General features: G+C 72.6%; 18 protein-coding genes and 1 pseudogene. 12 read left to right on the top strand and 7 right to left on the bottom strand.

Annotated elements, in window-relative coordinates:
- Window positions 1-61 precede the first annotated feature (61 nt).
- Window positions 62-331 (bottom strand): hypothetical protein, encoded by a 270-nt coding sequence (locus ABZ386_RS14410; RefSeq protein ID WP_351334458.1) that lies wholly within the window; start codon window positions 329-331, stop codon window positions 62-64.
- Window positions 332-676: 345 nt separating this feature from the next.
- Here ABZ386_RS14410 and ABZ386_RS14415 point away from each other — a divergent pair, with 345 nt between their 5' ends.
- Window positions 677-1,762 (top strand): lytic polysaccharide monooxygenase, encoded by a 1,086-nt coding sequence (locus ABZ386_RS14415; protein WP_355726877.1) that lies wholly within the window; start codon window positions 677-679, stop codon window positions 1,760-1,762.
- A gap of 170 nt (window positions 1,763-1,932) precedes the next feature.
- On the opposite strand, the pseudogene ABZ386_RS14420 reads toward ABZ386_RS14415, so the two are convergent.
- A pseudogene (locus ABZ386_RS14420) lies at window positions 1,933-2,089 on the bottom strand (aminoglycoside phosphotransferase); the annotation flags it as partial.
- Window positions 2,090-2,341: 252 nt separating this feature from the next.
- Between ABZ386_RS14420 and ABZ386_RS14425 the strand changes: the two are divergent.
- The 5 genes from ABZ386_RS14425 (at window position 2,342) to ABZ386_RS14445 (ending at window position 9,822) form a co-directional block, all read left to right on the top strand.
- On the top strand, window positions 2,342-5,173 hold the full coding sequence (locus ABZ386_RS14425; protein WP_358964836.1) for a SpoIIE family protein phosphatase: 2,832 nt from the start codon (window positions 2,342-2,344) through the stop codon (window positions 5,171-5,173).
- Window positions 5,174-5,259: 86 nt separating this feature from the next.
- On the top strand, window positions 5,260-6,342 hold the full coding sequence (locus ABZ386_RS14430; protein WP_358964837.1) for a substrate-binding domain-containing protein: 1,083 nt from the start codon (window positions 5,260-5,262) through the stop codon (window positions 6,340-6,342).
- Between the two features lie 14 nt (window positions 6,343-6,356).
- The gene (locus ABZ386_RS14435; RefSeq protein ID WP_351334451.1) at window positions 6,357-7,136 is read left to right on the top strand and encodes an ATP-binding cassette domain-containing protein; all 780 of its coding nucleotides are present in this window, start codon (window positions 6,357-6,359) and stop codon (window positions 7,134-7,136) included.
- On the top strand, window positions 7,133-8,404 hold the full coding sequence (locus ABZ386_RS14440) for a sugar ABC transporter permease (RefSeq protein WP_351334449.1): 1,272 nt from the start codon (window positions 7,133-7,135) through the stop codon (window positions 8,402-8,404). Before ABZ386_RS14435 ends, ABZ386_RS14440 begins: the two co-directional genes overlap by 4 nt.
- Window positions 8,405-8,466: 62 nt before the next feature.
- Entirely contained in the window at window positions 8,467-9,822 is a 1,356-nt protein-coding gene (locus ABZ386_RS14445) for a sugar ABC transporter substrate-binding protein (protein WP_351334447.1), read from the top strand.
- Window positions 9,823-9,935: 113 nt separating this feature from the next.
- Here the strand turns inward: ABZ386_RS14445 and acnA are convergent, their stop codons facing one another.
- Window positions 9,936-12,653: an aconitate hydratase AcnA gene (acnA, locus tag ABZ386_RS14450; RefSeq protein WP_356499975.1), complete on the bottom strand. Its 2,718-nt coding sequence runs from the start codon at window positions 12,651-12,653 to the stop codon at window positions 9,936-9,938.
- Window positions 12,654-12,917: 264 nt separating this feature from the next.
- Here acnA and ABZ386_RS14455 point away from each other — a divergent pair, with 264 nt between their 5' ends.
- Window positions 12,918-13,118, top strand: coding sequence for a DUF4236 domain-containing protein (locus ABZ386_RS14455; RefSeq protein ID WP_114255848.1), 201 nt, complete (start codon window positions 12,918-12,920; stop codon window positions 13,116-13,118).
- A 64-nt stretch (window positions 13,119-13,182) separates the two neighbouring features.
- On the top strand, window positions 13,183-14,712 hold the full coding sequence (locus ABZ386_RS14460) for a UDP-N-acetylglucosamine 1-carboxyvinyltransferase (protein ID WP_355719217.1): 1,530 nt from the start codon (window positions 13,183-13,185) through the stop codon (window positions 14,710-14,712).
- Between the two features lie 48 nt (window positions 14,713-14,760).
- Here the strand turns inward: ABZ386_RS14460 and ABZ386_RS14465 are convergent, their stop codons facing one another.
- Both ABZ386_RS14465 and ABZ386_RS14470 read right to left on the bottom strand, forming a co-directional pair.
- Window positions 14,761-15,237, bottom strand: coding sequence for a hypothetical protein (locus ABZ386_RS14465; RefSeq protein ID WP_356499979.1), 477 nt, complete (start codon window positions 15,235-15,237; stop codon window positions 14,761-14,763).
- A 230-nt stretch (window positions 15,238-15,467) separates the two neighbouring features.
- Window positions 15,468-15,938 (bottom strand): cupin domain-containing protein, encoded by a 471-nt coding sequence (locus tag ABZ386_RS14470; RefSeq protein ID WP_356499981.1) that lies wholly within the window; start codon window positions 15,936-15,938, stop codon window positions 15,468-15,470.
- A 187-nt stretch (window positions 15,939-16,125) separates the two neighbouring features.
- Between ABZ386_RS14470 and ABZ386_RS14475 the strand changes: the two genes are divergently transcribed.
- Complete coding sequence (locus ABZ386_RS14475) at window positions 16,126-16,713, top strand: DUF488 domain-containing protein (protein ID WP_358964838.1); 588 nt, start codon at window positions 16,126-16,128, stop codon at window positions 16,711-16,713.
- A gap of 5 nt (window positions 16,714-16,718) precedes the next feature.
- On the opposite strand, the gene ABZ386_RS14480 is transcribed toward ABZ386_RS14475, so the two are convergent.
- Window positions 16,719-17,357, bottom strand: coding sequence for a hypothetical protein (locus tag ABZ386_RS14480; protein ID WP_351334430.1), 639 nt, complete (start codon window positions 17,355-17,357; stop codon window positions 16,719-16,721).
- Between the two features lie 304 nt (window positions 17,358-17,661).
- On the opposite strand from ABZ386_RS14480, the gene ABZ386_RS14485 reads away from it, so the two are divergent.
- The 3 genes from ABZ386_RS14485 (at window position 17,662) to ABZ386_RS14495 (ending at window position 22,204) form a co-directional block, all read left to right on the top strand.
- Window positions 17,662-19,608: a serine/threonine-protein kinase gene (locus ABZ386_RS14485; RefSeq protein WP_358964839.1), complete on the top strand. Its 1,947-nt coding sequence runs from the start codon at window positions 17,662-17,664 to the stop codon at window positions 19,606-19,608.
- Between the two features lie 128 nt (window positions 19,609-19,736).
- Window positions 19,737-20,519 carry an FHA domain-containing protein gene (locus ABZ386_RS14490; RefSeq protein ID WP_351334425.1) on the top strand — a complete coding sequence of 261 codons (783 nt, stop codon included), beginning with the start codon at window positions 19,737-19,739 and terminating at the stop codon, window positions 20,517-20,519.
- Window positions 20,520-20,521: 2 nt separating this feature from the next.
- Complete coding sequence (locus ABZ386_RS14495; protein WP_358964840.1) at window positions 20,522-22,204, top strand: hypothetical protein; 1,683 nt, start codon at window positions 20,522-20,524, stop codon at window positions 22,202-22,204.
- On the opposite strand, the gene ABZ386_RS14500 is transcribed toward ABZ386_RS14495, so the two are convergent.
- Window positions 22,201-23,208: a tetratricopeptide repeat protein gene (locus ABZ386_RS14500; RefSeq protein WP_356499987.1), complete on the bottom strand. Its 1,008-nt coding sequence runs from the start codon at window positions 23,206-23,208 to the stop codon at window positions 22,201-22,203. The genes ABZ386_RS14495 and ABZ386_RS14500 overlap by 4 nt on opposite strands.
- Between the last annotated feature and the right edge of the window lie 9 nt (window positions 23,209-23,217).

Here is a 23,217-nt window from a genome sequence, read left to right on the forward strand (position 1 = left end):
TTGGTTCCGCACGAGGCCCGTTCCGGCCCCCGTCACCCACCCGGCCGGGGGGAGGGCGGTGTCACTCCGGCGCCTCGATCCAGTTGAGGCATTCGGTGTAATCGAAATTCCACTTCAGGCAGAGCTGCATCCGGATCACCGATTTCCGGTCCACGAACTCGGTGATGATCTTCCGGTCTTCGATCCGCGAGACCCCGACCTCGTTTTCCCAGTCGATCTCCATCTCGTTTTCCAGCTGGAGGCTGGACAGCGCGTATTTCCCCTGCGCCTCCGGATACTTGAGGAAGACTTCCTTGATCGCGTTGTGGAACTCCGCGTCTTCGTTCGGCATGCACGTCATGACTGCCTCCTGGTGTCGGGTCGGCACACCGACCGTTCACCCGAAGTCTGCGGGGAGGGCGGGGAAAGCGCGCGTCGTCCGTCACCTGAACGGCCCTTGCGCCGTGCCGCGAGAGGACGCCGGCTCCTTTCGCCGAGGCGCCGAGGCGCCGAGCGGTCCCGTCGTGCCACGACCGTTTACAACTGCGCCGCGCGGCGCTAACTTCCGCAACAGCGGGGTGGGAGCGCTCCCATGACGGTGGACCGGAACCCGCCCTCGAGTCGCTCCCACTCCGCGCATCCCCGCACACGCATCCGCAGACCCGGACCCGAAGAAACGGATGATGCTGTCATGATCATGACAACACCGTCGGGGGGCGCTCCGACGCCTCGATCAGCACTCCACACCCGGGCCAGAGCCCTGTTCCTGGTCCTGCTCTCCCTCGTCATCACCGTCCCCGCCCTCGGCCTGGTCATGACGGCGGGCGGTGAGGCGGAGGCCCACGGCACCCCCATGAAGCCCGGCAGCCGCACCTTCCTGTGCTGGCAGGACGGCTTGACCGACACCGGTGAGATCAAGCCGGTCAACCCGGCATGCCGGGCCGCGCAGCAGGTCAGCGGCACCACGCCGTTCTACAACTGGTTCTCGGTGCTCCGCTCGGACGGCGCCGGCCGCACCCGGGGCTTCGTGCCCGACGGCGAGCTGTGCAGCGGCGGCAACACCAACTTCACCGGGTTCAACACGCCCAGCAAGGACTGGCCGCTGACCCATCTCACCTCGGGCGCGACGGTCGACTTCTCGTACAACGCCTGGGCGGCGCACCCGGGTTGGTTCTACGTCTACATCACCAAGGACGGCTTCGACCCGACGAAGAGGCTCACCTGGAACGACATGGAGGAGAAGCCGTTCCTGAGCGTCGACCACCCGCCGCTGAACGGCTCCCCGGGCACGGTCGAGGCCAACTACTCCTGGACCGGCAAGCTCCCCGAGGGCAAGTCGGGCCGCCACATCATCTACATGGTCTGGCAGCGCTCCGACAGCCAGGAGACCTTCTACTCCTGCTCCGACGTCGTCTTCGACGGCGGCAAGGGCGAGGTGACCGGCATCAAGCAGCCGGGCAACCCGACCGAGCCGGTGCCCGGGACGTGCACGGCCACCCGGAAGACGACCGGTACCTGGAACGGCGGCTACCAGTCGGAGGTGACCGTCACCAACACCGGTACCGTCCCGATGCTCGGCTGGATGGTCGACTGGACGCTGCCGGCCGGCCAGAAGGTCGACAGCCTGTGGAGCGGCAACGCGACGTACAACGGCCAGGCGGTGATGGTCCACAACGCCGGCTGGAACGGCTCCCTCGCACCAGGCAGAAGCACGACGTTCGGTTACGTCGTCTCCGGTGCCGGGGGTGACAGTACGACGAGTCTGCCCTGCCGGGTGGGCTGAACCGTCACTCGGGGCGGGCCCGGTTGCCGGTTGCCGTGAGGCTCCGGCCACCGGGCCCGTCGCGCGTGCCGCCGGTTCTGGCGGGGGCGGGGTCTGGTCCGGGGTCCTGCGTGGGCTGGTCGTGGCGGGTCGCGGTGAGGGCGTCGCAGGGGCCCGGGCCGGTGGGCCCCAGCTGGGTCGTCACCGAGCCGCCGGAGCTGTTGTCCCAGCCGCGCGCCCAGCTCCAGGGGGCGGTCGGCCAGGTCGGGGTGCTGGTCGCGCAGCAGGTCCCGGACTCAGTTCCGCCGTGATCTCGATGTCGGTGGGGGCCGTGCGGGGCGACGTCAGCGGGGGTCGCGGGTCTGGTCGTCGACCGTGTGCTGTCGACCCTGGACCTGGTCGGGCCATACGCCCCATATGTCGCTGTTATCCAGGTGTGCGATTCTGTTGTGTGGGTGCCCTGCCGCTCATGTGCGGCGTGGCTTCGCCATGGGAGGCGTGACCCGGTACCGCCGGACTCGTGCCCGCGTCGTCGTCGCCTGGGTTCCGGGGACTCCCACCTGCCGGTGGCTGCGGCGTGGACGGGAGGTGGACGCGGACATGCCCCATGACGGCGATGCCCGGGCCGCGGCCCCCGGTCTGCGGGCGCCCGGGAACGGGGACTCCGGCCCGTCGCGCCCCACGCCCGAACCGGCCGCGCGGGAGCGGGTCCTGGCGTTCGCCGGGGTGGTGCTGGCGGCGGTGTACGTACGGAGCGAGGACGGTGCGGAGCTCCGGCGGGTGGAGGCGGCCGGGCTTGAACCCGAGCGGTACGGGCTGGCGGGGCGCGTACGGGTCTCGACGGGCTCAACGGGCTCGCCGGTGACGGGGGCCGACGACAGTGCGGCCGGGGCGGGGACCGACCAGGGCGGTCCGGGGACTGGCCCGGGCAGGGCGGAGACCGACCAGGGCAGGGCGGAGACCGACCAGGGCAGGCCGGAGGCAGCGCCCCCGGCCCGAGCCGCAGGGGCGGGAGGCGGTGGGTCCGTCGTCGTCGAGGCCTATCGGGGTGGTCGGGCCGTGTGGGTGCGGGGGGCGGTGGCCGGCGGTCGGGAGGGCGGCGGAGGCGTCTCCGTGCCGCTCGGGGCGCTGCCCCTGGGGGCGGCGGGTGGATGGCTGGGGTGCCTGGTCGTGGTGGGCGAGGCCGGGGAGGGGTTCGGGAGCGAGCAGCGGGAGTTCCTGGAGCGGTACGCCGAGGCCGTCGCCGGGCGGCTGCGGGGCGAGGCCGACCGGTCGGCGCCCTCGCCCCTGCTGGATTCGGCCCTGCGGGCCATGGGCGTGGGCTCCTTCGCCCTGACGCCGGGCACCGGCCTGGTCGAGACGGACCCGGCCCTGCTCGAACTCATCGGCATCCCCGAGGACGGTTTCGACGGCAAGACCGACACCCTGCTCTCCTACAGCGTCCCGGAGGACGTCCCGGCCCTGATGTCGGTGATCGAACCGTCCGCGCAGACCCCGGGGCGCCGGGAGCTGGAGTTCCGTATCCGCCGGCCGACCGGTGAACTGTGCTGGCTGCGCCTGGGCTGCCGCCTGCTCAAGGCCCCCGACGGCGCTCCCCAGCGGGTGCTGGGCGTCGTCACCGCGGCCCCCGTGCTGCGGCGCGGCGCCAGCGACGTCGCCCGGATCCAGTGGCTGACGGCGGCGCTCGACGACGCGACGACGGTGCGGGACGTCAGCCGCGTGGTGGTGGCCGCGCTGCGCGAGCCGCTGGGCGCCGACCGGGTCGCGCTCGCCGAACTGCTGGAGGACCGGCTCGCGGTCACCGTGCTCGATCCGCCGGCCGCCGCGGCCTGGCCGGAGCTGTGGCGTTCGGAGTGGCGCTCGGAGTGGCCCGACGCGCCGGTCGGCGCCCTGCCCACGCTGCAGGCGGCGCTGCGGGACGGGCGGATGAGCCTGTGGCCGGCCGGCGCCGTGCTGGAACCGGGCCTCGCGGGGATCGGCCCCGGCGGGCTCGCGGTCCTGCCGCTGCCCGCGAAGAGCAGGGTGGCCGGGGTGTGTCTGGTCGGCTGGGACGCCCCGCACGAGTTCGCCCCGGAGGAGCGGGCCCTGCTCACCGCGACGGCGGGCCTGGTGGGGCAGGCCCTGAAGCGCGCGCACGCCTACGACGCCGAGCAGGAACTCGCGACGATGCTCCAGCGCAGCCTGCTGCCCCGCCGGCTCCCCCGGCTGCCCGGGGGAACCGCCGTGGCCCGCTACCTGCCCGCCCGGCGCGGGCTGCAGGTGGGCGGCGACTGGTACGACGTGATCGCGCTGTCGGAGGGGAAGGTGGCCCTGGTCATCGGGGACGTGCAGGGGCACAGCGCCGGGGCCGCGACGATCATGGGCCAGATGCGTACCGCGGTCCGGGCCTACGCCGTCGAGGGCCATCCGCCGGACGTGGTCGTCGCGCACGCCAACCGGCTGCTCGTCGGCATGGAGACCGACCTGTTCGCCACCTGCTGCTACGTCGAGCTGGACATGGAGGAGGGCAACGCGCTGTTCGTGCGGGCCGGGCACCTGTCCCCGCTGGTGCGCCATCCCGACGGGGGCACCGAGGAGATCGCGGTCGAGGGCGGCCTGCCGCTCGGTGTCCTCGCGGAGGCCGACTTCCCGCTGACGGCGCTCGCGCTGGCCCCGGGCTCGGTGCTCGCGCTGGTGACGGACGGCCTGGTCGAGTCGGCCGAGCTGCACCTGGACGAGGGCATGCGGCTCGTGCGGGAGGCGCTCGCCGCCGCCGACCCCGCCGACCCGGGGCGGATGGCCGACGAGCTGCTCGGCGAGGCCGGCCGCCGGGAGGACGACGTGGCGTTGCTGCTGCTGCGCTACGACGGGATGCGCGTGCGGCCCGTGCGGGCGGGCTGGGTGGTGTGGCGGCTGCCGGACGCGGTCATGCACGCCCGCCGGTTCTGCGCGCGCACGCTGCGGTCGTGGGACCTCGTGGCCGAGGCCGACACCGTCCTGCTGGTGGTGTCGGAGCTGGTCACCAACGCGCTGGTGCACACCCAGGGCCCGGTCCGGGTCGACCTGACGCTGGCGGCGGACCGGCTCAGGGTGACCGTGAGCGACTCCTCGCCCCGCTCCCCCGCCAAGCCGGTGGTCGTGGACTGGGAGTCGACGGGCGGCCGGGGCCTCTTCCTCGTCGAGGCGCTCTCGACGGCCTGGGGCTCGGTGCCGGTCGGCGGCGGCAAGCAGGTGTGGAGCGAGATCGTCGTGTCCCGTCCGCAGCCGGAGCCGGACCCCCCGAAGGAAGCGGAACCGGCGCCGCGGGCCGAGCCGGAGCGGGAGCGGCAGTCGGGCTGGGGCCTGGGCTGGGGCATCAGCCGGAACCGTGACCGCAATCGGGACCGCAGTCGTGACCGGAGCAGAGGCCGGGGCCCGGGCCGCGGCCGGTCCGAGGAGAGGGGGCCGCGATGAGAGCCCCGAGGTGGCGGGGGGCCGCGACGAGGAGCCCGAGCCGGCGGGTGGCCGCGACGAGGAGCCCGAGGTGGCGGGGGGCCGCGATGAGAGCCCCGAGCCGGCGGGTGGCCGCCGGGCTGCTGGCGGTCGTGCTGGCGGTGTCCCTGGCCGGGTGCACCGGCGACGGCGAGGGCGGCGGGGACGGGCTGACCGTCGGGCTGCTGCTGCCGAGCCGTGCGGTGCCGCGCTGGGAGCAGTCCGACAAGCCCTTGATCGAGAAGCGGGTGAAGGAGCTGTGCTCCGAGTGCACGGTGGTGTACGCCAACGCCGAGAACGACGCGGCGAGCCAGCGCCGGCAGATGAACTCCATGATCACCAGGGGTGTGTCGGTCCTGATCCTGGACGTCGTCGACCCCAGGGCCCTGCGCTCCTCGGTCCGGGCGGCCGAGCGGGCGGGCATCCCGGTCGTCGCCTACGACCGGCTCGCCGAGGGCCCCATCTCGGGGTTCGTCAGTTTCGACGGCGGCGAGGTCGGCAGGCTCCAGGGGGAGGCGCTGCTGCGGGGCATGGGCGCCAGGGCCGAGGGCGGCACCGTGGTGATGATGAACGGCGACCCGTCCAGCCCCAACGCCGCCTGGTACGAGGGCGGGGCCCGGTCCGTCCTCCAGGACCGGGTGCGGATCGCCAAGTCGTACAACACCCTCGGATGGCGTACGGAGAACGCGCACGACCACATGTCCGCCGCGATCGACGCCCTCGGCCCGGACGGGATCGACGGGGTGCTGGCGGCCAACGACTCGATCGCCGCCGGTGTCGTCGCGGCGCTCAAGAGCGCCCGGGTCTCGCCGCTGCCCGCGGTCACCGGCCAGGACGCCGACCTCGACGCCGTGCGGCGCATCGTCGGGGGCGAGCAGTACATGACCGTCTACAAGCCCTTCCGGCTGGAGACCGACGCGGCCTCCGCGCTGGCCGTCGCCCTGGCGCGCGGCAACGACGTCGACGCCCTCGTCACGACGAGCGTCGACAGCCCCACCACCCGAGACGTCCCGTCGATCCTGCTCCGCCCGATCACCGTGACGCGGGAGAACATCGGCCGGACGCTCGTCCAGGACGGCATCTACACCATCGACCAGATCTGCACTCCGAAGCTCCGGCCGGACTGCGACCGGGCCGGACTCACCCGGTGAGGGAGGTGGTCCCCGTGGCCCATCCGCCGGTGCTGGCGTTGCGCGGCATCTCCAAGCGGTTCGGGGGCGTCCAGGCCCTGGTTGACGTGGACCTCCAGGTCCGGGCCGGCGAGGTGGTGGCCCTGGCGGGCGACAACGGGGCCGGCAAGTCCACGCTCGTCAAGGTGATCTCCGGGGTCAGCCCCGCCGACCGGGGCGTCATCGAGTGGGAGGGGCGGCTGGTGCAGATCAAACGGCCGCACGACGCCCACGCCCTGGGCATCGCGACCGTCTACCAGGACCTCGCCATGTGCGACAACCTGGACGTCGTCGGCAACCTCTTCCTCGGCCGGGAGATCGACCGGGTGGGCATCCTCGACGAGGTGGAGATGGAGCGCCGGGCCCGCGACCTGATGCGTGCCCTGTCGATCCGCATCCCCGACGTGCGCATGCCGGTCGCGGCGCTCTCCGCCGGGCAGCGGCAGGCCGTCGCGATCTCCCGTTCGCTGATGGGCTCCCCCAAGGTGCTGCTCCTCGACGAGCCCACCGCGGCCCTGGGCGTGGAGCAGACCAGCCATCTGCTCGACCTCATCGAGCACGTGCGCGACCGGGGCATGGGGATCATCCTCATCAGTCACAACATGGGCGACATCAAGGCCGTCGCGGACCGGGTCGCGGTGCTGCGGCTGGGCCGCAACAACGGCCTGTTCGACGTGAGCACGGTGACGCAGGAGCAGATCATCTCCTCGGTCACGGGCGCCGCGGACAACGCCGTGGCCCATCGCGCGAGGGGCGACGAGGAGGCGTGGCCGTGAGCCGTGGCGGACCGCACCGGGACGGCGGGCCGGTCGCGACCGGCCGGGGGCCGCGCGCCCGCGCCTGGCAGGAGAACCTGCGGGAGTACGCGCTGGAGGTGCGCGGCAGCGTCCGGGACGGCGAGCGGGGGCCGCTCCTGGTCGTCGCGGGCCTGATCGTGATCTGCGTCGTCTTCCAGGCGCTGGACGACAAGTTCCTCTCGCCGCGCAACCTGTCCAACCTCGGCGTGGACATCGTCGGGACCGGGCTGGTCGCCGTCGGCATCGTGTTCGTGCTGCTGATCCGGGAGATCGACCTGTCGGTGGGTTCCGTCAGCGGACTGGCGGGGGCGGCGTTCGCCGTGCTGAACGTGAACCACGGGGTGCCGGAGTGGCTCGCGGTGATCGTGGCGGTCGTCGCGGGGACGGCCGTGGGCGCCTTCCACGGGTTCTTCTTCGCCTGGCTCGGCGTGCCCGCGTTCGTCGTCACGCTCGCGGGGCTGCTGGTGTGGAACGGTCTGACGCTCTACCTGCTGGGCGCGAGCGGCACGATCAACATCGACGAGGAGGGGCTGGTCGCGTCCCTGACCAGCCGGCACTTCGGGGCCGACGTGGCGGCGTACGCGGTCGCGGCGGTGGGCACGGCCGGGTACCTGCTGACCACCCGCCGCCGGCGCAGCCGCCACCGGGCCGCCGGGATGCCGTACCGGCCGATGGGCGAGATCTGGCTGCGCACGGCTCTCCTCGCGGTGGTCGCCTTCGCCGCGGCGCACACCCTGAACCGGTTCCAGGGGCTGCCGCTGGCGCTGCTGATCTTCCTGGTGGTCCTGGTCGTCTCGGACTACGTGCTGCGCCGCACCCGCTACGGGCGGCGGGTGTACGCGCTCGGCGGCGGGGTCGAGGCGGCGCGGCGGGCGGGCATCGCCGTGGAGCGGGTGCGGGTCGCGATGTTCATGGTGTCGGGGACGCTCGCGGCGGTCGGCGGGCTGTTCGTGGCGTCGGGACTGACCTCGGCGAGCCCCACGACGGCCCGGGCCGCCGGTTCCGGGATGCTGCTGATCAACGCGATCGCGGCGGCCGTCATCGGCGGGACGAGTCTGTTCGGCGGGCGGGGTTCGCCCTGGTCCGTGCTGCTCGGGGTGCTGGTCATCCAGTCGATCGCCTCCGGCATGGGTCTGCTCGGGGTGGAGGACGCCGTGCAGTTCATGATCACCGGTGGGGTGCTGCTGGCGGCCGTCGCGGCCGACGCGCTGTCCAGACGGGTGGAGACCCGGCTGGGCCGCCCCTGAGCCATGCCCGTTCAGCCCGTTATGCCTAAGAAATGACAAAGATGGGTAGGGGCCGGAGTGCGATGAAACGGAGCCGCCTCATCAGGGCGGCCGTGGCCGCCGCGGTCGCCGCGGGCCTGGCCCTCGCCGGGTGCGGTGACACCGATCAGCCCGGTGTCGAGGAGCGGGCCGATCTCAGCGTGCTCGCGATGGACGCGCCCCAGATGCAGAACCTCCGCAAGCTCACCAAGGAGTACTTCACGGCGGAGACGGGCATCACGGTCGACTACACCCTGCTCCCGGAGAACGAGGCGCGGGAGCGGATGAACCGCGAGTTCGCGACCCAGGCGGGGAACCACGACGTGGCGAGCGTCAGCGCGTACGAGGTGCCGATCTACTCGCAGCAGGGCTGGCTCGCCCCGCTGGACTCCTATGTGAAGGCGGACGAGGACTTCGACCAGGGCGACGTCTTCCCCAACCTGCTGGCGTCGCTGACCGGGGAGGACGGCCGGCTCTACGCCGAGCCGTTCTACGGCGAGGGCTCCTTCCTGATGTACCGCAAGGACCTCTTCCGCAAGGACGGGCTGACCATGCCGCCGAACCCGACCTGGGAGCAGGTCGCCGACCTCGCCGCCCGGGTCGACGGCACCGACGGCGCGAGCGGCATCTGCCTGCGCGGCCTGCCCGGCTGGGGGCAGAACCTCGCCCCGATCAACACGGTCGTCAACACCTTCGGCGGCGCCTGGTACGACATGGACTGGAACGCCCGACTGACCTCACCGGAGTTCAGGAGGGCCGTCGGGTTCTACGTCGACCTGCTCCGCTCCCACGGGCAGCCCGGCGCCGAGCGGATGGGTGTGCTGGAGATCCTCGACCGCTTCGTCGCGGGCGAGTGCGCCATGATGTACGACGCCACGTCGCTGGCGTCGTCGGTCGAGGCCGACGGTTCCGCCGTCAAGGGCAAGGTGGGTTACGTCCCGGCCCCGCACGACCGGACCGAGAAGGCCGGCTGGCTGTGGACCTGGGCGTGGGGCGTCCAGCAGGCCTCCGAGAACAAGGACGCCGCCTGGGAGTTCATCTCCTGGGCCTCCTCCAAGGAGTACCAGGAGCAGGTCGGCCAGGAGCTGGGCTGGACCGCGGCGCCCGCCGGGAACCGCAGGTCGCTCTACGCCAACCCGGAGTACCAGCAGGCGGCCGCCGCCTGGTACCGGCAGGAGTACACGGCGGCGACGGACTCCGCCGACCCGAGGAACCCCGGCGTCGCGCCCCGCCCCTACACCGGCATCGGCTTCGTCGGCATCCCCGAGTTCGCCGTGCTCGGTACGGCGGTCTCCCAGCAGATCGCCGCGGCCATCGCCGGACAGCAGTCGGTGGACGCGGCCCTGGACAAGTCCCAGGACCTCGCCCAGGCCGCGGCGGCGAAGTACCGCGGCGAGTGAACCGCCTCCGATGCGCAGGCCGGGCGATGACGTGCCCGCAACGGCGCGGGCCGCGCCCCCGGTCACCCGGGAACGCGGCCCTCGAACTGCCCTGAACTGCCCTGCCGGTCCGCTTACTTGCGGATCAGGCTGCGCAGCACGTACTGCATGATGCCGCCGTTGCGGTAGTAGTCGGCCTCACCCGGGGTGTCGATGCGGACGACCGCGTCGAACTCGACGCCGGTGTCGGTGGTGACCTTCACCGTGCGCGGGGTGGTGCCCTCGTTCAGCTCGGTCACGCCGGAGATGGAGAAGGTCTCCTCGCCGGTCAGACCGAGGGACGACGCGGACTGGCCCTCCGGGAACTGCAGCGGAAGGACGCCCATGCCGATGAGGTTCGAGCGGTGGATGCGCTCGTACGACTCGGCGATGACGGCCTTGACGCCGAGGAGCGCGGTGCCCTTGGCCGCCCAGTCGCGGGACGAGCCGGAGCCGTACTCCTTGCCGGCCAGGACGACCAGCGGGATGCCGGCGGCCTGGTAGTTCTGCGAGGCGTCGTAGATGAAGGAGACCGGGCCGCCGTCCTGCGTGAAGTCGCGGGTGTAGCCGCCCTCGGTGCCCGGCGCGATCTGGTTGCGCAGGCGGATGTTGGCGAACGTGCCGCGGATCATGACCTCGTGGTTGCCCCGGCGCGAGCCGTAGGAGTTGAAGTCGCGACGCTCCACACCGTGCTCGGTGAGGTACTTGCCGGCCGGGGTGTCGGCCTTGATGGCGCCGGCCGGGGAGATGTGGTCGGTGGTGACCGAGTCGCCCAGCTTGGCGAGGACGCGCGCGCCGGAGATGTCGGAGACCGGGGTGGTCTCCATCGTCATGCCCTCGAAGTACGGGGGCTTGCGGACGTACGTCGACTGCGGGTCCCACTCGAAGGTGTTGCCGGTCGGGATCGGCAGCGCCTGCCACTGGGCGTCGCCCGCGAAGACGTCCGCGTAGGACTTGGCGAACATGTCCTCGCCGATGGCGTTGGCGACGACGTCGTTCACCTCGGCCTCGGAGGGCCAGATGTCCTTCAGGAAGACCGGGTTGCCGTCCTGGTCGGTGCCCAGGGCGTCACGCGTGATGTCGACCTTCATCGAACCGGCGATCGCGTAGGCCACGACCAGCGGCGGGGACGCCAGGTAGTTCATCTTGACGTCGGGGTTGATCCGGCCCTCGAAGTTCCGGTTGCCGGAGAGGACCGAGGTGACGGCGAGGTCGTGGTCGTTGACGGCCTTGGAGACCTCCTCCGGCAGCGGGCCGGAGTTGCCGATGCAGGTGGTGCAGCCGTAGCCGACGAGGTTGAAGCCGACCTTGTCGAGGTACGGGGTCAGGCCCGCCTTCTCGAAGTAGTCGGTGACGACCTTGGAGCCCGGGGCGAGGGTGGTCTTGACCCACGGCTTGCGGGTCAGGCCCTTCTCCACCGCCTTCTTGGCCACCAGGGCGGCGGCGACCATGACGTACGGGTTGGAGGTGTTGGTGCAGGAGGTGATGGCCGCGACCGTCACCGCGCCGTGGTCGATCTCGTACGAGGTGCCGTCGGGGGCGGTCACGGTGACCGGGTTGGACGGGGCGCCGTTCGGGGCGACGGCCGGGGCGTCGGAGGCCGGGAAGGACTCCTGGCCCGCCTCGTCCACGGAGTCGACGTAGTTGCGCACGTCCTGCTTGAACTGCTCGGCGGCGTTCGCGAGGACGATGCGGTCCTGCGGGCGCTTCGGGCCGGCGATGGAGGGGACGACCGTCGACAGGTCGAGCTCGAGCTTCTCGGAGAAGTCCGGCTCGGCCTTCGGGTCCAGCCAGAGGCCCTGCTCCTTGGCGTACGCCTCGACCAGCGCGAGCTGCTGCTCGCTGCGGCCGGTGAGCCGCATGTAGTTGATCGTTTCGTCGTCGATCGGGAAGATCGCGGCGGTGGAGCCGAACTCCGGCGACATGTTGCCGATGGTGGCGCGGTTGGCGAGGCTCGTGGCCGCCACACCCTCGCCGTAGAACTCCACGAACTTGCCGACGACGCCGTGCTTGCGCAGCATCTCGGTGATGGTGAGCACCAGGTCGGTGGCGGTGGTGCCGGGCGTGAGCTCGCCGGTCAGCTTGAAGCCGACGACGCGCGGGATCAGCATGGAGACCGGCTGGCCGAGCATGGCGGCCTCGGCCTCGATGCCGCCGACGCCCCAGCCGAGGACGCCGAGGCCGTTGACCATGGTGGTGTGCGAGTCGGTGCCGACCAGGGTGTCGGGGTACGCCTTGCCGTCGCGGACCATGACGACACGGGCCAGGTGCTCGATGTTCACCTGGTGGACGATGCCGGTGCCGGGCGGGACGACCTTGAACTCGTCGAAGGCGGTCTGGCCCCAGCGCAGGAACTGGTAGCGCTCCTTGTTGCGGCCGTACTCCAGGTCGACGTTCTGCTTGAAGGCGTCGTTCGTGCCGAACTTGTCGGCGATGACGGAGTGGTCGATCACCAGCTCGGCCGGGGCCAGCGGGTTGATCTTGGCCGGGTCGCCGCCCAGCTCCTTGACGGCCTCACGCATGGTCGCGAGGTCCACGACGCAGGGGACGCCGGTGAAGTCCTGCATGATCACGCGGGCCGGCGTGAACTGGATCTCCTGGCTGGGCTGCGCCTGGGAGTCCCAGCCGCCGAGGGCACGGATGTGGTCGGCGGTGATGTTCGCGCCGTCCTCGGTGCGGAGCAGGTTCTCCAGCAGGACCTTGAGGCTGTACGGAAGGCGGGCCGAGCCCTCCACCTTGTCCAGCCGGAAGATCTCGTACGACTCGTCGCCCACCTGCAGCGTGCTGCGGGCGTCGAAGCTGTTCGCCGACACGACAGTCTCCTTCATTGATGTGCGCGTACCACCACGATCCTGCCGCCACGGCATCTCGGCCGATCCGCTAAGGTAAGGCTTAGTTAGGCTTGCCTTACCGGGGCTGGCGGCTGCGGTGCTCCCCGGCAGATATCTCGATGTCGAGATAACTCTAGTACACCGGGGCCGGTAGGTCATGCCCCGGCGTCCGCCACGCGGTCATGCGCATCCCTCTCCGGGGTATCCGAACCAGGTATCCACACCGCAAACGGAGAGGAGACAGGCATGCCGCTCACGTTCCGCAAGAGTTTCCGGATCCTTCCGGGGGTGCGGCTGAACATCAACAAGCGCTCCTGGTCCATCACGACCGGCGGCGGAAAGAACGGCCCGCGATACACCCGCAGCAGTACGGGACGCCGTACGACATCGATGGATCTGCCCGGGCCTTTCGGGTGGCGTCGTACCCGTACCACCGGGCGTCGTTGACGCCCCGTCACCCGAACGGACCCCCCGTCGGGCGGCATCTCATATGTGAGATAACCTCAACCTCATGGCAGACGACTACCTCGTACGCATCGGCAAGCTCATCCGTGACGCCCGGCAGCACCGGGGCTGGACGCAGTCGCAGCTGGCCGAGGCGCTCGGAACCAGCCAGAGCGCCGTCAACCGGATCGAGCGCGGCAATCAGAACATCAGCCTTGAGATGATCGCGCGCATCGGGGAGGCCCTCGACAGCGAGATCGTGTCCCTCGGCTATGCCGGTCCGATGCATCTGCGGGTCGTCGGCGGGCGCCGGCTGTCCGGTGCCATCGACGTGAAGACGAGCAAGAACGCGTGCGTCGCGCTGCTGTGCGCCTCGCTGCTCAACCAGGGGCGCACGGTGCTGCGCCGCGTCGCCCGCATCGAGGAGGTGTACCGGCTCCTGGAGGTGCTGGGCTCCATCGGCGTGCGCACCCGGTGGATCAACGACGGTGTCGACCTGGAGATCGTGCCGTCGGCCGAGCTGGACCTGGCGGCGATCGACGCGGACGCGGCCCGCCGCACCCGGTCGATCATCATGTTCCTCGGTCCGCTGCTGCACCGCATGGACCACTTCAAGCTGCCCTACGCCGGCGGCTGCGACCTCGGCACCCGCACGGTCGAGCCGCACATGATCGCGCTGCGCCGGTTCGGCCTGGACATCGCCGCCACCGAGGGCCAGTACCACGCCCAGGTCGACCGCTCGGTCAGCCCCGACCGCCCGATCGTGCTGACCGAGCGCGGGGACACGGTCACCGAGAACGCGCTGCTCGCCGCCGCCCGGCACGACGGCATCACCGTCATCCGCAACGCCTCCTCCAACTACATGGTCCAGGACCTGTGCTTCTTCCTGGAGGCGCTCGGCGTCAAGGTCGACGGCATCGGCACCACCACGCTCACCGTGCACGGCGTGCCGACCATCGACGTCGACGTGGACTACTCCCCCTCCGAGGACCCGGTCGAGGCGATGAGCCTGGTCGCGGCGGCCGTCGTCACCGAGTCGGAGCTGACGGTGCGCCGGGTGCCGATCGAGTTCCTGGAGATCGAGCTGGCGGTCCTGGAGGAGATGGGCCTCGACCACGACCGCACGCCCGAGTACTTCGCGGACAACGGCCGCACCCGGCTGGTGGACCTCACCGTCCGGCCCTCCAAACTGGAGGCGCCGATCGACAAGATCCACCCCATGCCGTTCCCCGGCCTGAACATCGACAACGTCCCGTTCTTCGCGGCCATCGCGGCGGTCGCCCAGGGCAAGACCCTCATCCACGACTGGGTCTACGACAACCGCGCGATCTACCTGACCGACCTGAACCGCCTCGGCGGGCGCCTGCAGTTGCTCGACCCCCACCGCGTCCTGGTCGAGGGCCCGACCCGCTGGCGTGCCGCCGAGATGATGTGCCCGCCCGCCCTGCGCCCCGCCGTGGTCGTCCTGCTGGCGATGATGGCGGCCGAGGGCACGTCGGTGCTGCGCAACGTGTACGTCATCAACCGGGGCTACGAGGACCTCGCGGAGCGGCTGAACTCCATCGGGGCTCAGATCGAGACGTTCCGGGACATCTGATCGAGACGGCCCGGGACATCTGACCGGGCCCGCCGCCGGCGCGGGGGATCACGACCGGTCGACGAGCGGCGTGAACTCGTCGACGTAGATCTTCGGAGTGCGCGGAGCCGGGCCCATGTCCGCCGAGCCGATCACCGCTTCGTCCCGGCCGGTCTTGCCCGGAGGGACGTCCTGGAGCCAGAACCGGTCGTACGCGGTCCAGCCCGCACCGTCAGCGATGCTGATCTGGACCGAGTACGTCGTTTTCCGCTCGTTGGTGTTGACCACCGCGATCTCGGTCCGCACGCCGCTCCTCTCCGGCGTGGCGCGCACGGTGAGGTCTCCGTACTCAAGGACCCTTGTGCGGCCTTCGGAGTGCACCGAGGGCACAGGTGAGGGACGTGCCTGGGGACTGCTCTGCTCGGCGCTCGGAGTGGCCGGCCGCTGGGAGGCGGGGGCCGGGCCGGTGCCGGTGTCCGTACACCCGGCGGCCAGGACGCATGCCGCCATCAGGGACAGTGCGCGGACCAGGCTCGGTCCGGGCACGACCGCACGCGCCTTCACCGGGCGGAGGCGGTCAGTTGCTCGCGCGCGGTGGCCATCACATCCGCCACCGCCGCGAATGACGTGGCGCAGGCGGCCATCCTCTTCCCGACGCGGGAGCCCCTCATCACATCTCCATCGGTAGGTCATCAGTGCGAGGGAGATCTTCACACCGGGGTTGCCGGCATGACCATGAAAGATGCCTGATCGAGACCCGCCCGGGCCGGCGCGTGCTACGACGGCCGCGGCGGCGGGGTGTCCAGGAGTGTCACCCCGTAGCGGGCCAAGGAGTCGGCGTGGTCCGCGTCCTGGCGCGCGTCGGCGGGGCCGATCGACCGGAAGTAGCCTTCGATGGCGCCGGGGTTGTTGATCACCAGCATGTCCGCCGTCGCGGTGAGCGGCCGGAAGGTGTGGGGGACCGTCCGTGGGCCGAAGACGTAGGCGCCCGGCTCGGCGTCATGGACGTCGCACGCGTCGAGCGAGGCCGAGCCGACCCAGAACCGGACGCGGCCGGAGAGGACGACCCAGCTCTCGTCCTCACGGCTGTGGACGTGCAGGGGCGGCGCGTCGGTCTGACGCATGGTCAGCCGCAGGACACTGACCACGCCTTGCGTCTCGGCGTGCGACACGACCTGCTCCTGGACGCTGTCGTAGTAGCGGTAGAGGGTGCCTTCGCCCGGGTTGCGCACCAGCGCCACGCTCATCCGACTCCTCCTCCATATTTAGTTCACTGTTCAATCATCTCTTGGGTGGAGGGGCCCCGCCAGAGGGCGGAGGCGCTTTGGCTTGTTCATGTGCGGGGCGGGCGGCGATCACGGACCGGGCCGGTGACGATGTCGGCGGTGGTCGCGGCGCAGGTGTGGGGCCGTGGAAACGGGAAAGTCCGAAGCTGTGGACGCGCTTCTGCTGACCTTCGGGCACAGCACCGCCGGGCGGGAGCGGATCACCGAGCTGCTGCGGCACGCCGGTGTCACGGCCGTCGTCGATGTGCGGACCGCTCCCGGCAGCCGCCGCGACCCCGACCTGTCGCGGCGGCGGCTCGCCGAGTGGCTGCCGGGCGGCGGCATCGCCTACCGGTGGGAGCCCGCCCTCGGCGGATTCCGTACCGCGCCCGCGGACAGCCCGGACGTCGTCTGGCGCAATGCCTCCTTCCGCGGTTACGCCGCCCACACCCGCTCCCCCGGCTTCGTCACCGCGATGGACCGCCTGCTGCGCGAGGCCGCGGACGCGCGGACGGCCGTGATGTGCAGCGAGGCGGTCTGGTGGCGCTGCCACCGTCGCCTGATCGCCGACTTCGCGGTGCTCGCCCGCGGCGTACCGGCGCACCACCTCATGCACGACGGGCGTCTCACCGCGCATACGCCGACGCCCGGCGCGCGCCTGCGGGAGGACGGGCTCCTCGTGTACGACGACTACGACGGCGGCGACGACGGCGACGGCGACGGCGGCGACGGCCGCAGCGGGCCGGACGGTGGCTGAGCCCGTCAGTACAGCTTGTTCACGGCCGTGACGGTCGTCTTCTTGAAGTCGGCCACCTGCGCGTGCTGGAAGGTGCCCATCTGGCCCCAGCGGACGATCGTCACGGTCGTGCCGTCGCGTCCGACCGAGAACAGGTTGATGTCGGAGGAGCCCCACGCCGAGGCGGTGTGGAGGCCGTAGACGTGGGCGCCCTCCTCGACGTTCAGCCGGCCGTAGTTCTTGCCCGTGGCCGTCAGGTCGGGATCCTTCTCCATCAGCTTCTTCGCGCAGTCGGCGAGGTCGCGGCGGAGCAGGGCCGCGAAGTCCTCGGCCCGGCGTTCGCTGCGCTCCACGACGGTGATCTGCTGGGCGCTGGTGTCGAACTCGGTCCAGTACGAGCGGTGCGTGGCGATGGACGGCAGCGCGTCGCCCACACAGACGGGCAGCGGGTCGGGCTGACCGGCGGTGACGGGGCCGGCGTACCAGGCCGAGGCCGGGTGCGGCGGCAGGTCGGCCGGCTCCAGGAACCGGGGTTCGGCGGAGACCGGCGCGGTGGCGGCGGCGGCCGGGACGGCGACGGCGGCGACACCGGCCGCTGCGGCCAGCGCGGCGACGGTGGTACGGATGCCTCGGATACCAAGGATGCCTCGGGCACGGATGTTCATGTTTTTCCCCCTGGTGAGCGCGCGGGTCTGCGCGGTTCTCGGTCTGCGCGGTTCTCGGTCTGTGCATGTCGTACGACCCGTCATCGCCCGCATACGTTGCCCTGCGGGGCTGCTACGGATCCGTCCCGAATGTCACGGGCGGTGTTACGGGGGGTCGAGAACCCCCGGGGCGAGAGGCGCGTGCGTGCGGCTGATGGAGGCTCTGGGGAGACTGTGAGTAACGTCTCCGGTACGCACTAGGTTCGACCCACGCGCGCGTAGAGTGCCCGCGCGCGTTCTGGGCCGATGCGAGGGGGAGAAGAACGTGCGTCCCGGAGACGAGTTCGCCGGCCGCTATGTCCTCAAGGAGGTCATCGGCACAGGGCGGGGCGGTGAGGTGTGGCTGGCCCACGACACGGTGGTGGGCCAGGACGTCGCGCTGAAGCGCGAGCGGGTCGAGGGCGAGCGGGAGACCGCCGTGCGGCGGCTGCTGGGCGAGCCGCGCGCCCTGGCCAAGTTCCGGGACCATCCCCATGTCGTGACGCTGTTCGATGTCCTGACCGTGCCGCCGGACGGGGACGGGAACGGGGACGCCGCCGAGGCGTACTGGTTCGTCATGGAGTACGTGCCCGGCGGCGGTCTCGACCGGCACCCGCCCATGAGCCACGGGCGGGCGGCCCGGGTCGGAGCCCAACTCGCCGACGCCCTTGCCGCGTTGCACCGGGCGGGCATCGTCCACTGCGACGTCAAGCCCGCCAACGTCGGCCTCACCGGGCGCGGTACCGCGAAGCTGCTGGACTTCGGTGCCGCGTACCGGGCCGGCGGCACCGAGACCATCACGGCCAACGGCCCCTACAGCTTCACCCCGGACTACGCCGCCCCCGAGCTGGCCCGCGGGAACGTGCCCCGGCCCGCCTCGGACGTGTTCTGCCTGGCCGCCACGCTCCACGCCCTGGTCACCGGTTCCCCGCCGCGCGGCGGGGACGACGGGGAGGGCGCCGGTGAGGACACCGCCCGGTTGACGCACTGGAAGGCCGAGCAGGGCGTCGTCGAGCTGGACGCCGAGGCCGTGGGGCCGCTGTATCCCGTGCTCGCTGCGATGCTGCGGCGCGACCCGGCGCAGCGCCCCGACGCGGCCGAGGCCGGGCGGCTCCTGGCGGCCGTCGCCGCATCCGGAACGCAGGTCCCGGGTGGGCGGCCCGCCGAACCCGGCGGCGGACGGCGGCGCCGCCGGGTGTTGTTCGCCGGGGCCCTCGGCGTCTGCGCCGCACTCGCGCTGGGCCTCGTCGTCCTGCCCGGCGGCGACGCCGGCGACGGCACCGGGACCAGCACCGGCACCCGTGACTCCGTCGGGCGGCAGCTGCCGGAGGACCCCGGGCAGGGCGGTACGCGGTCCCTGATCGGGGATCCGCGCACCGCCGACGTCTGCGCCCTGACCGACCCGGCCGCGCTCGACCGGTTCGGCAGGAGCGAAGTCGACGTGGACTACGGCAACTTCGACCGCTGCGACGTGCTCGTCCACACCGACGACAGCACCCGGATCGACGTCTCCCTCCAACTGCGCCGGGGCGCGCCGCCCGAGGCGTCGGAGCCCGTCCGGACCATCGGGAGCATCGCCGTCCGGGAGCAGCCGGCCGAGCCGGACGAGTGCGGGCTGCTGCTGTCCCGCGACGCGGGCGACGACCAGGACGGCGACGCCGGTGACGGCATGTACGTCGGGGTCCGCGTCGACGTGGGCCACGGCGAGGTCGCGGGCGGTGCCGCCGTGCTGTGCGCCGTCGCCGACACGGCCGCCCGCAGCGCGGCCGGGGTGCTGAACCGCGGCCCGCTCCCCCGCCGTTCCCCGGGCTACCCGGCCGCCTCGCTGGCCTGGGCGGACGCCTGCGCGCTGCTCGACGCCAGGGCGCTGTCCGTCGTCCCCGGGGTCAAGGCGGACGTACCGGAGGCGGGGGTCGCGAACTGGGAGTGCGAGTGGTTCAGCGACGTCGACGACCTGGAGGCGGACATCGCCTTCTTCCGCGACGAGCCCAAGTCCGCCCGGGACGGCCGGACGGTCGAACTCAGCGGATACCAGGCCGTCGTCGAGCCGGAGGGCAACGGGGCGGACACCTGCACGGTGTTCGTCGCCTACCGCGCGTACGGCGGGCGGGACGCCGAGACGGCCATGGAGATGGTGCGCCTGTACGTCGGCGGGCAGCGGCCGATGGGGCAGCTCTGCGGGATGGCCACCGACCTGGCCGCCTCCGCCGCCGCGCGACTGCGCGCCCGCTGAAGCCACCGCGGCACTCGCCCTGGGAGGGGTCCCGGGCAGGTGGGCCCATGCTGGTCCGCAGGTCCGGCGGGCCCGCCCGCGCCGGGCCCCACCGTGCCGATTCCGCCCCCGCATCGAGGAGCCCAGCGATGTCCTTCTCCGCCAGCCTCGCGCGCGGTGTCGCGCCCACCAAGCCCGGGACCCTGCACGCCCGCACGGTCACCGGCGACCTGTGCGCCCCGCCCCGTACGGGACTGACCGTCCGCTTCGGCCGGGGCGAGCGGCCGGACGTGGACCTGGAGGTCGGCGTGGACGACCTGCGGGTGAGCCGCCGGCACGGGGAGCTGACGTACCGTCAGGGGCAGTGGTGGCTGCGCAACACCGGGCGGCAGCTGGTGCGGCTGCCGCGCGGCCGGATGATGCACACCAGCACCGAGCCGGTCCCCCTCGCCACCGGCTACACGCCGCTGTTCGTGAAGGGCTCCGGCTACCGCGAGCACCTGATCGAGCTGTACGTGGCCGACCACGACGACCAGGGGCCGGTCTCGCGCCGCCGGGCGGAGACCCTGCGCCCGGAGGTCTGGGCGCTCGACGACGACGAGCGGCTGCTGCTGGTCGTCCTCGGCCAGCGGTACCTGCTGTACGAGGAGGACCCGCGGCCCCTGACGTACTCCATGGCCGCCCGGCAACTCGTCCATCTGCGCCCGGACGGCAACTGGACGGACCGCAGGATCGAGCACCGCATCGAGGCGGTCCGCAAGCGCCTGCACGGCACCGGCTTCCGGTACCCGCTGCTGCACGACCCGTCCGAGGAGCGGCGGCCCTCCGACAACCGCCTGCTGCACAACCTCCTCAAGGGGCTGGTGGAGTCGACGACGCTGGTGCCACCGGACCTGAACCTGATGGACGAGGCGCCCGCGGGACAGCCGTAGCCGTGGGCGGGGACGCGCCCCTGGTCCGGGAGCGGCTGCGTGAGCTGAGCGGCCCGGACCTCTACCGCCGCAACGCCTTCCGGGTCACCGGGGCGAGCACCTGCGCCGCCCGCCGTGCGCTCGTGCGGCGCCGGCAGCAGATCGCCACGGCCGCGAAGGCCGGGGTCGCCGTCGGCTCCGCGGACGCCGGGCCCGAGGACCTCCGCGCGGCCTTCGACGTGCTGGACCACCCGCAGCGCCGGATCGTCGACGAGCTGTTCTGGCTCTGGGACGCGCCGGACGCCACCTGCCCGTGCGAGCCGGAGCTGCACCGGCAGCACGACGCGGCGGTACGGGCGCACGCCCGGGCGCTGGAGGGGGAGGTGCGGGGCCCCGATGCGGCGCGGCGGCCGGCCGGGGGACCGAAGCAGCACCCGGCCGGCGGGAAGAAGCGCGGACCGAAGCGCCCCGGCCGCGGGCCGCGGCGCGCCGCCGGTGAGCCACAGCGCGCCGCCGCTGAGCGGCGGGACCAGCTCTGGCACTCCGCGGCACAGCTGTGGCGCAAGCTGCTCGGGCAGCGCGCGGTGTGGGCGCATCTGCGGCACCGGGTCGCGGCCCTCGACGACAAGCGGCTGACCGAGACCGCGGTGACGGTCCTGGAGGCCGAGGTGCGCCGGGTGCTCGTCTCGGCCGTCACCGGACTGGCCGCGCGCACCGAGGACCCCGCCCGGCTGGCCCGGTACTGCGCCCAGTGGAGGTGGACCGGCCCGGGCCTGCTCGGGGAGGCGCTGGAGGAGCAGTTGACGCCGCTGTACGAGGCGGCGGCGGACGAGCTGCGCGAGGCGGGCGACCGACTCGCCGGCGCTTTCCCGGACGGCGGCGGGAAGACGGCCGCGACCGCGGTGGCCGGGGACCTGCGCGCCCGGGTCGTGCCGGTGGTGGAGCGGCTCGGCGCCTTCACCGGGCTCGGGATGTCGCTGAGTGTGGGACAACTCGCCGACACCACCGCCCTGTTGCTCAACAACTGCGCGGTGGCCCTGTCCCCCGCCTCGGACACGGCCCCGCCCGACCGGGAGAGCTTCGGCCTGCTGGACCTGGCGCTGCGGCTGAAGCCGTACGAGGAGACGCGGCGGACGATCGCGCGGAACCGGGCGCGGCTGGCGGAGGCCGGTGTCTGGTTCTCGACGGCCAAGCCGGCCTTCGACCCGGTCGTCGCCGCGCTGGAGACGGCAGCGCGGCAACTCGGCCGGAAGGACGCGCGGGGCGCGGCCGGCACCCTGGAGGCCGCCCTGCCGTCGCTGCACGAACTGCGCCGCCTGAGCCGGGGCGCGTTCGCCGCCCTGCCGGACGTCCCGCAGGCCGTCGACCGGCTCTGCGACTCGACGGCGATCCTGCTCAACAACTGCGCGCTCGCCCTCGGCTCGCGTGCCGGCGGTGAGGACCTGCGGCTGCTGGAGCTGGCCGAGGGGCTCTGCACGACCGAGGAGTCACGGGCGCGGATCGCCGCCAACCGGGCGCTGGTCGATCAGGCACGCCGGTCGGGGTACGGCTACGGCACCCCGTACCCGGTGCGGCGGCCGCCGCGCAAGAGCGTGCGGACGCACCTGGAGGAGATCTACTACGGGGAGTCGCCCGTGGCCGCCAAGGTGTGGGCGTGGTTGGTTGCGCTGCTGATCCTCGGTGCCGTCCTGGTCCTGTTCGGCTAGCGCGGGGTGAGCACCACCGTGACCGTGCGGTTGCGGGCGGGGTCGTCCGGGTAGGGGGCGTCGCGCTGGTCGGCGCTGTCGGTGGTGAACGCGGTGAGGGGCTTGCCGGCGGCGGCGCTCAGCTCGCGGGCGGCGACGAGGGCCCGCCACAGCGCGACGACGGAGCCGCCGCTGCGGGGGGCGCCGGGGACGACGGCCGCGTGCCCGTGCACCGTGATGGCCGGCTGTTCCCCAGGCCCGGCCGGCCGTTCCCCGAGCGCGGCGAGCCGTTCCCCGAGAGCGGCCAGCCGCTGGGCTCCTGCCGGGGTCAGCCGGGTGCCCTCGGAGAACAGTCCTTCGGTGAAGGCGACTTCGACGGAGTCCGGGTGGGTGGTGATGCGCAGGCCCGGGGCGCGCAGGTCGCGGGCGAGGGCGGCGAGGGCGGTGGAGCGCCGGGCCTCCTCAGGGTCCTGCCGCCCGGGGGCGGGGGTGGCGCTCGTGCCGGGGGTTTCCGGGCCGGCCGCGCGGTCGGTGTCCGTCCGGGCGGGCCGGGGTCCGTCCAGGGTGGTGACCACGCCGGTGGCGGCGGTCACCACGCACACCGCCGCCACCAGGGCCGTACGGGTGCGGTGGCGGCCGAGCGCCGCCGCCGGGCCCGTGCGGCCCAGCCGGGCGAGTCCGGCCCTGGCCTCCGGGTCCCCGGGCCACCGGGCCAGGACCTGCCGCCAGCACTCGGCCGCCTCGGCCGTCTCCCCGCGCTGGGCGTGCACGCGGGCCCGCAGATCGAGCACGTCCCGGTGCCCGCCCAGTCTCTCGTCGTCCCGCAGCAACTCCAGAGCGCCGCTCAGATCGCCGGAGCGTGCGAGGTCCCGGGCCCGCGACACGAGCAGGACGGCGTCCAGTTCGTCCAGGGGCCGGGGGGCGACCGGGTCGGGGGCGACGGGGCCGTCCGCGCCGAGTCCGGCACGGGGTCCCTCACGAGACGGCACACCGCCGGCCCGTTCGTCCCTGTCCGTCACCCGCATGTCGGCTCC

The organism is Streptomyces sp. NPDC006140 (assembly GCF_040628815.1).
In the GTDB taxonomy this organism is placed as follows: domain Bacteria; phylum Actinomycetota; class Actinomycetes; order Streptomycetales; family Streptomycetaceae; genus Streptomyces.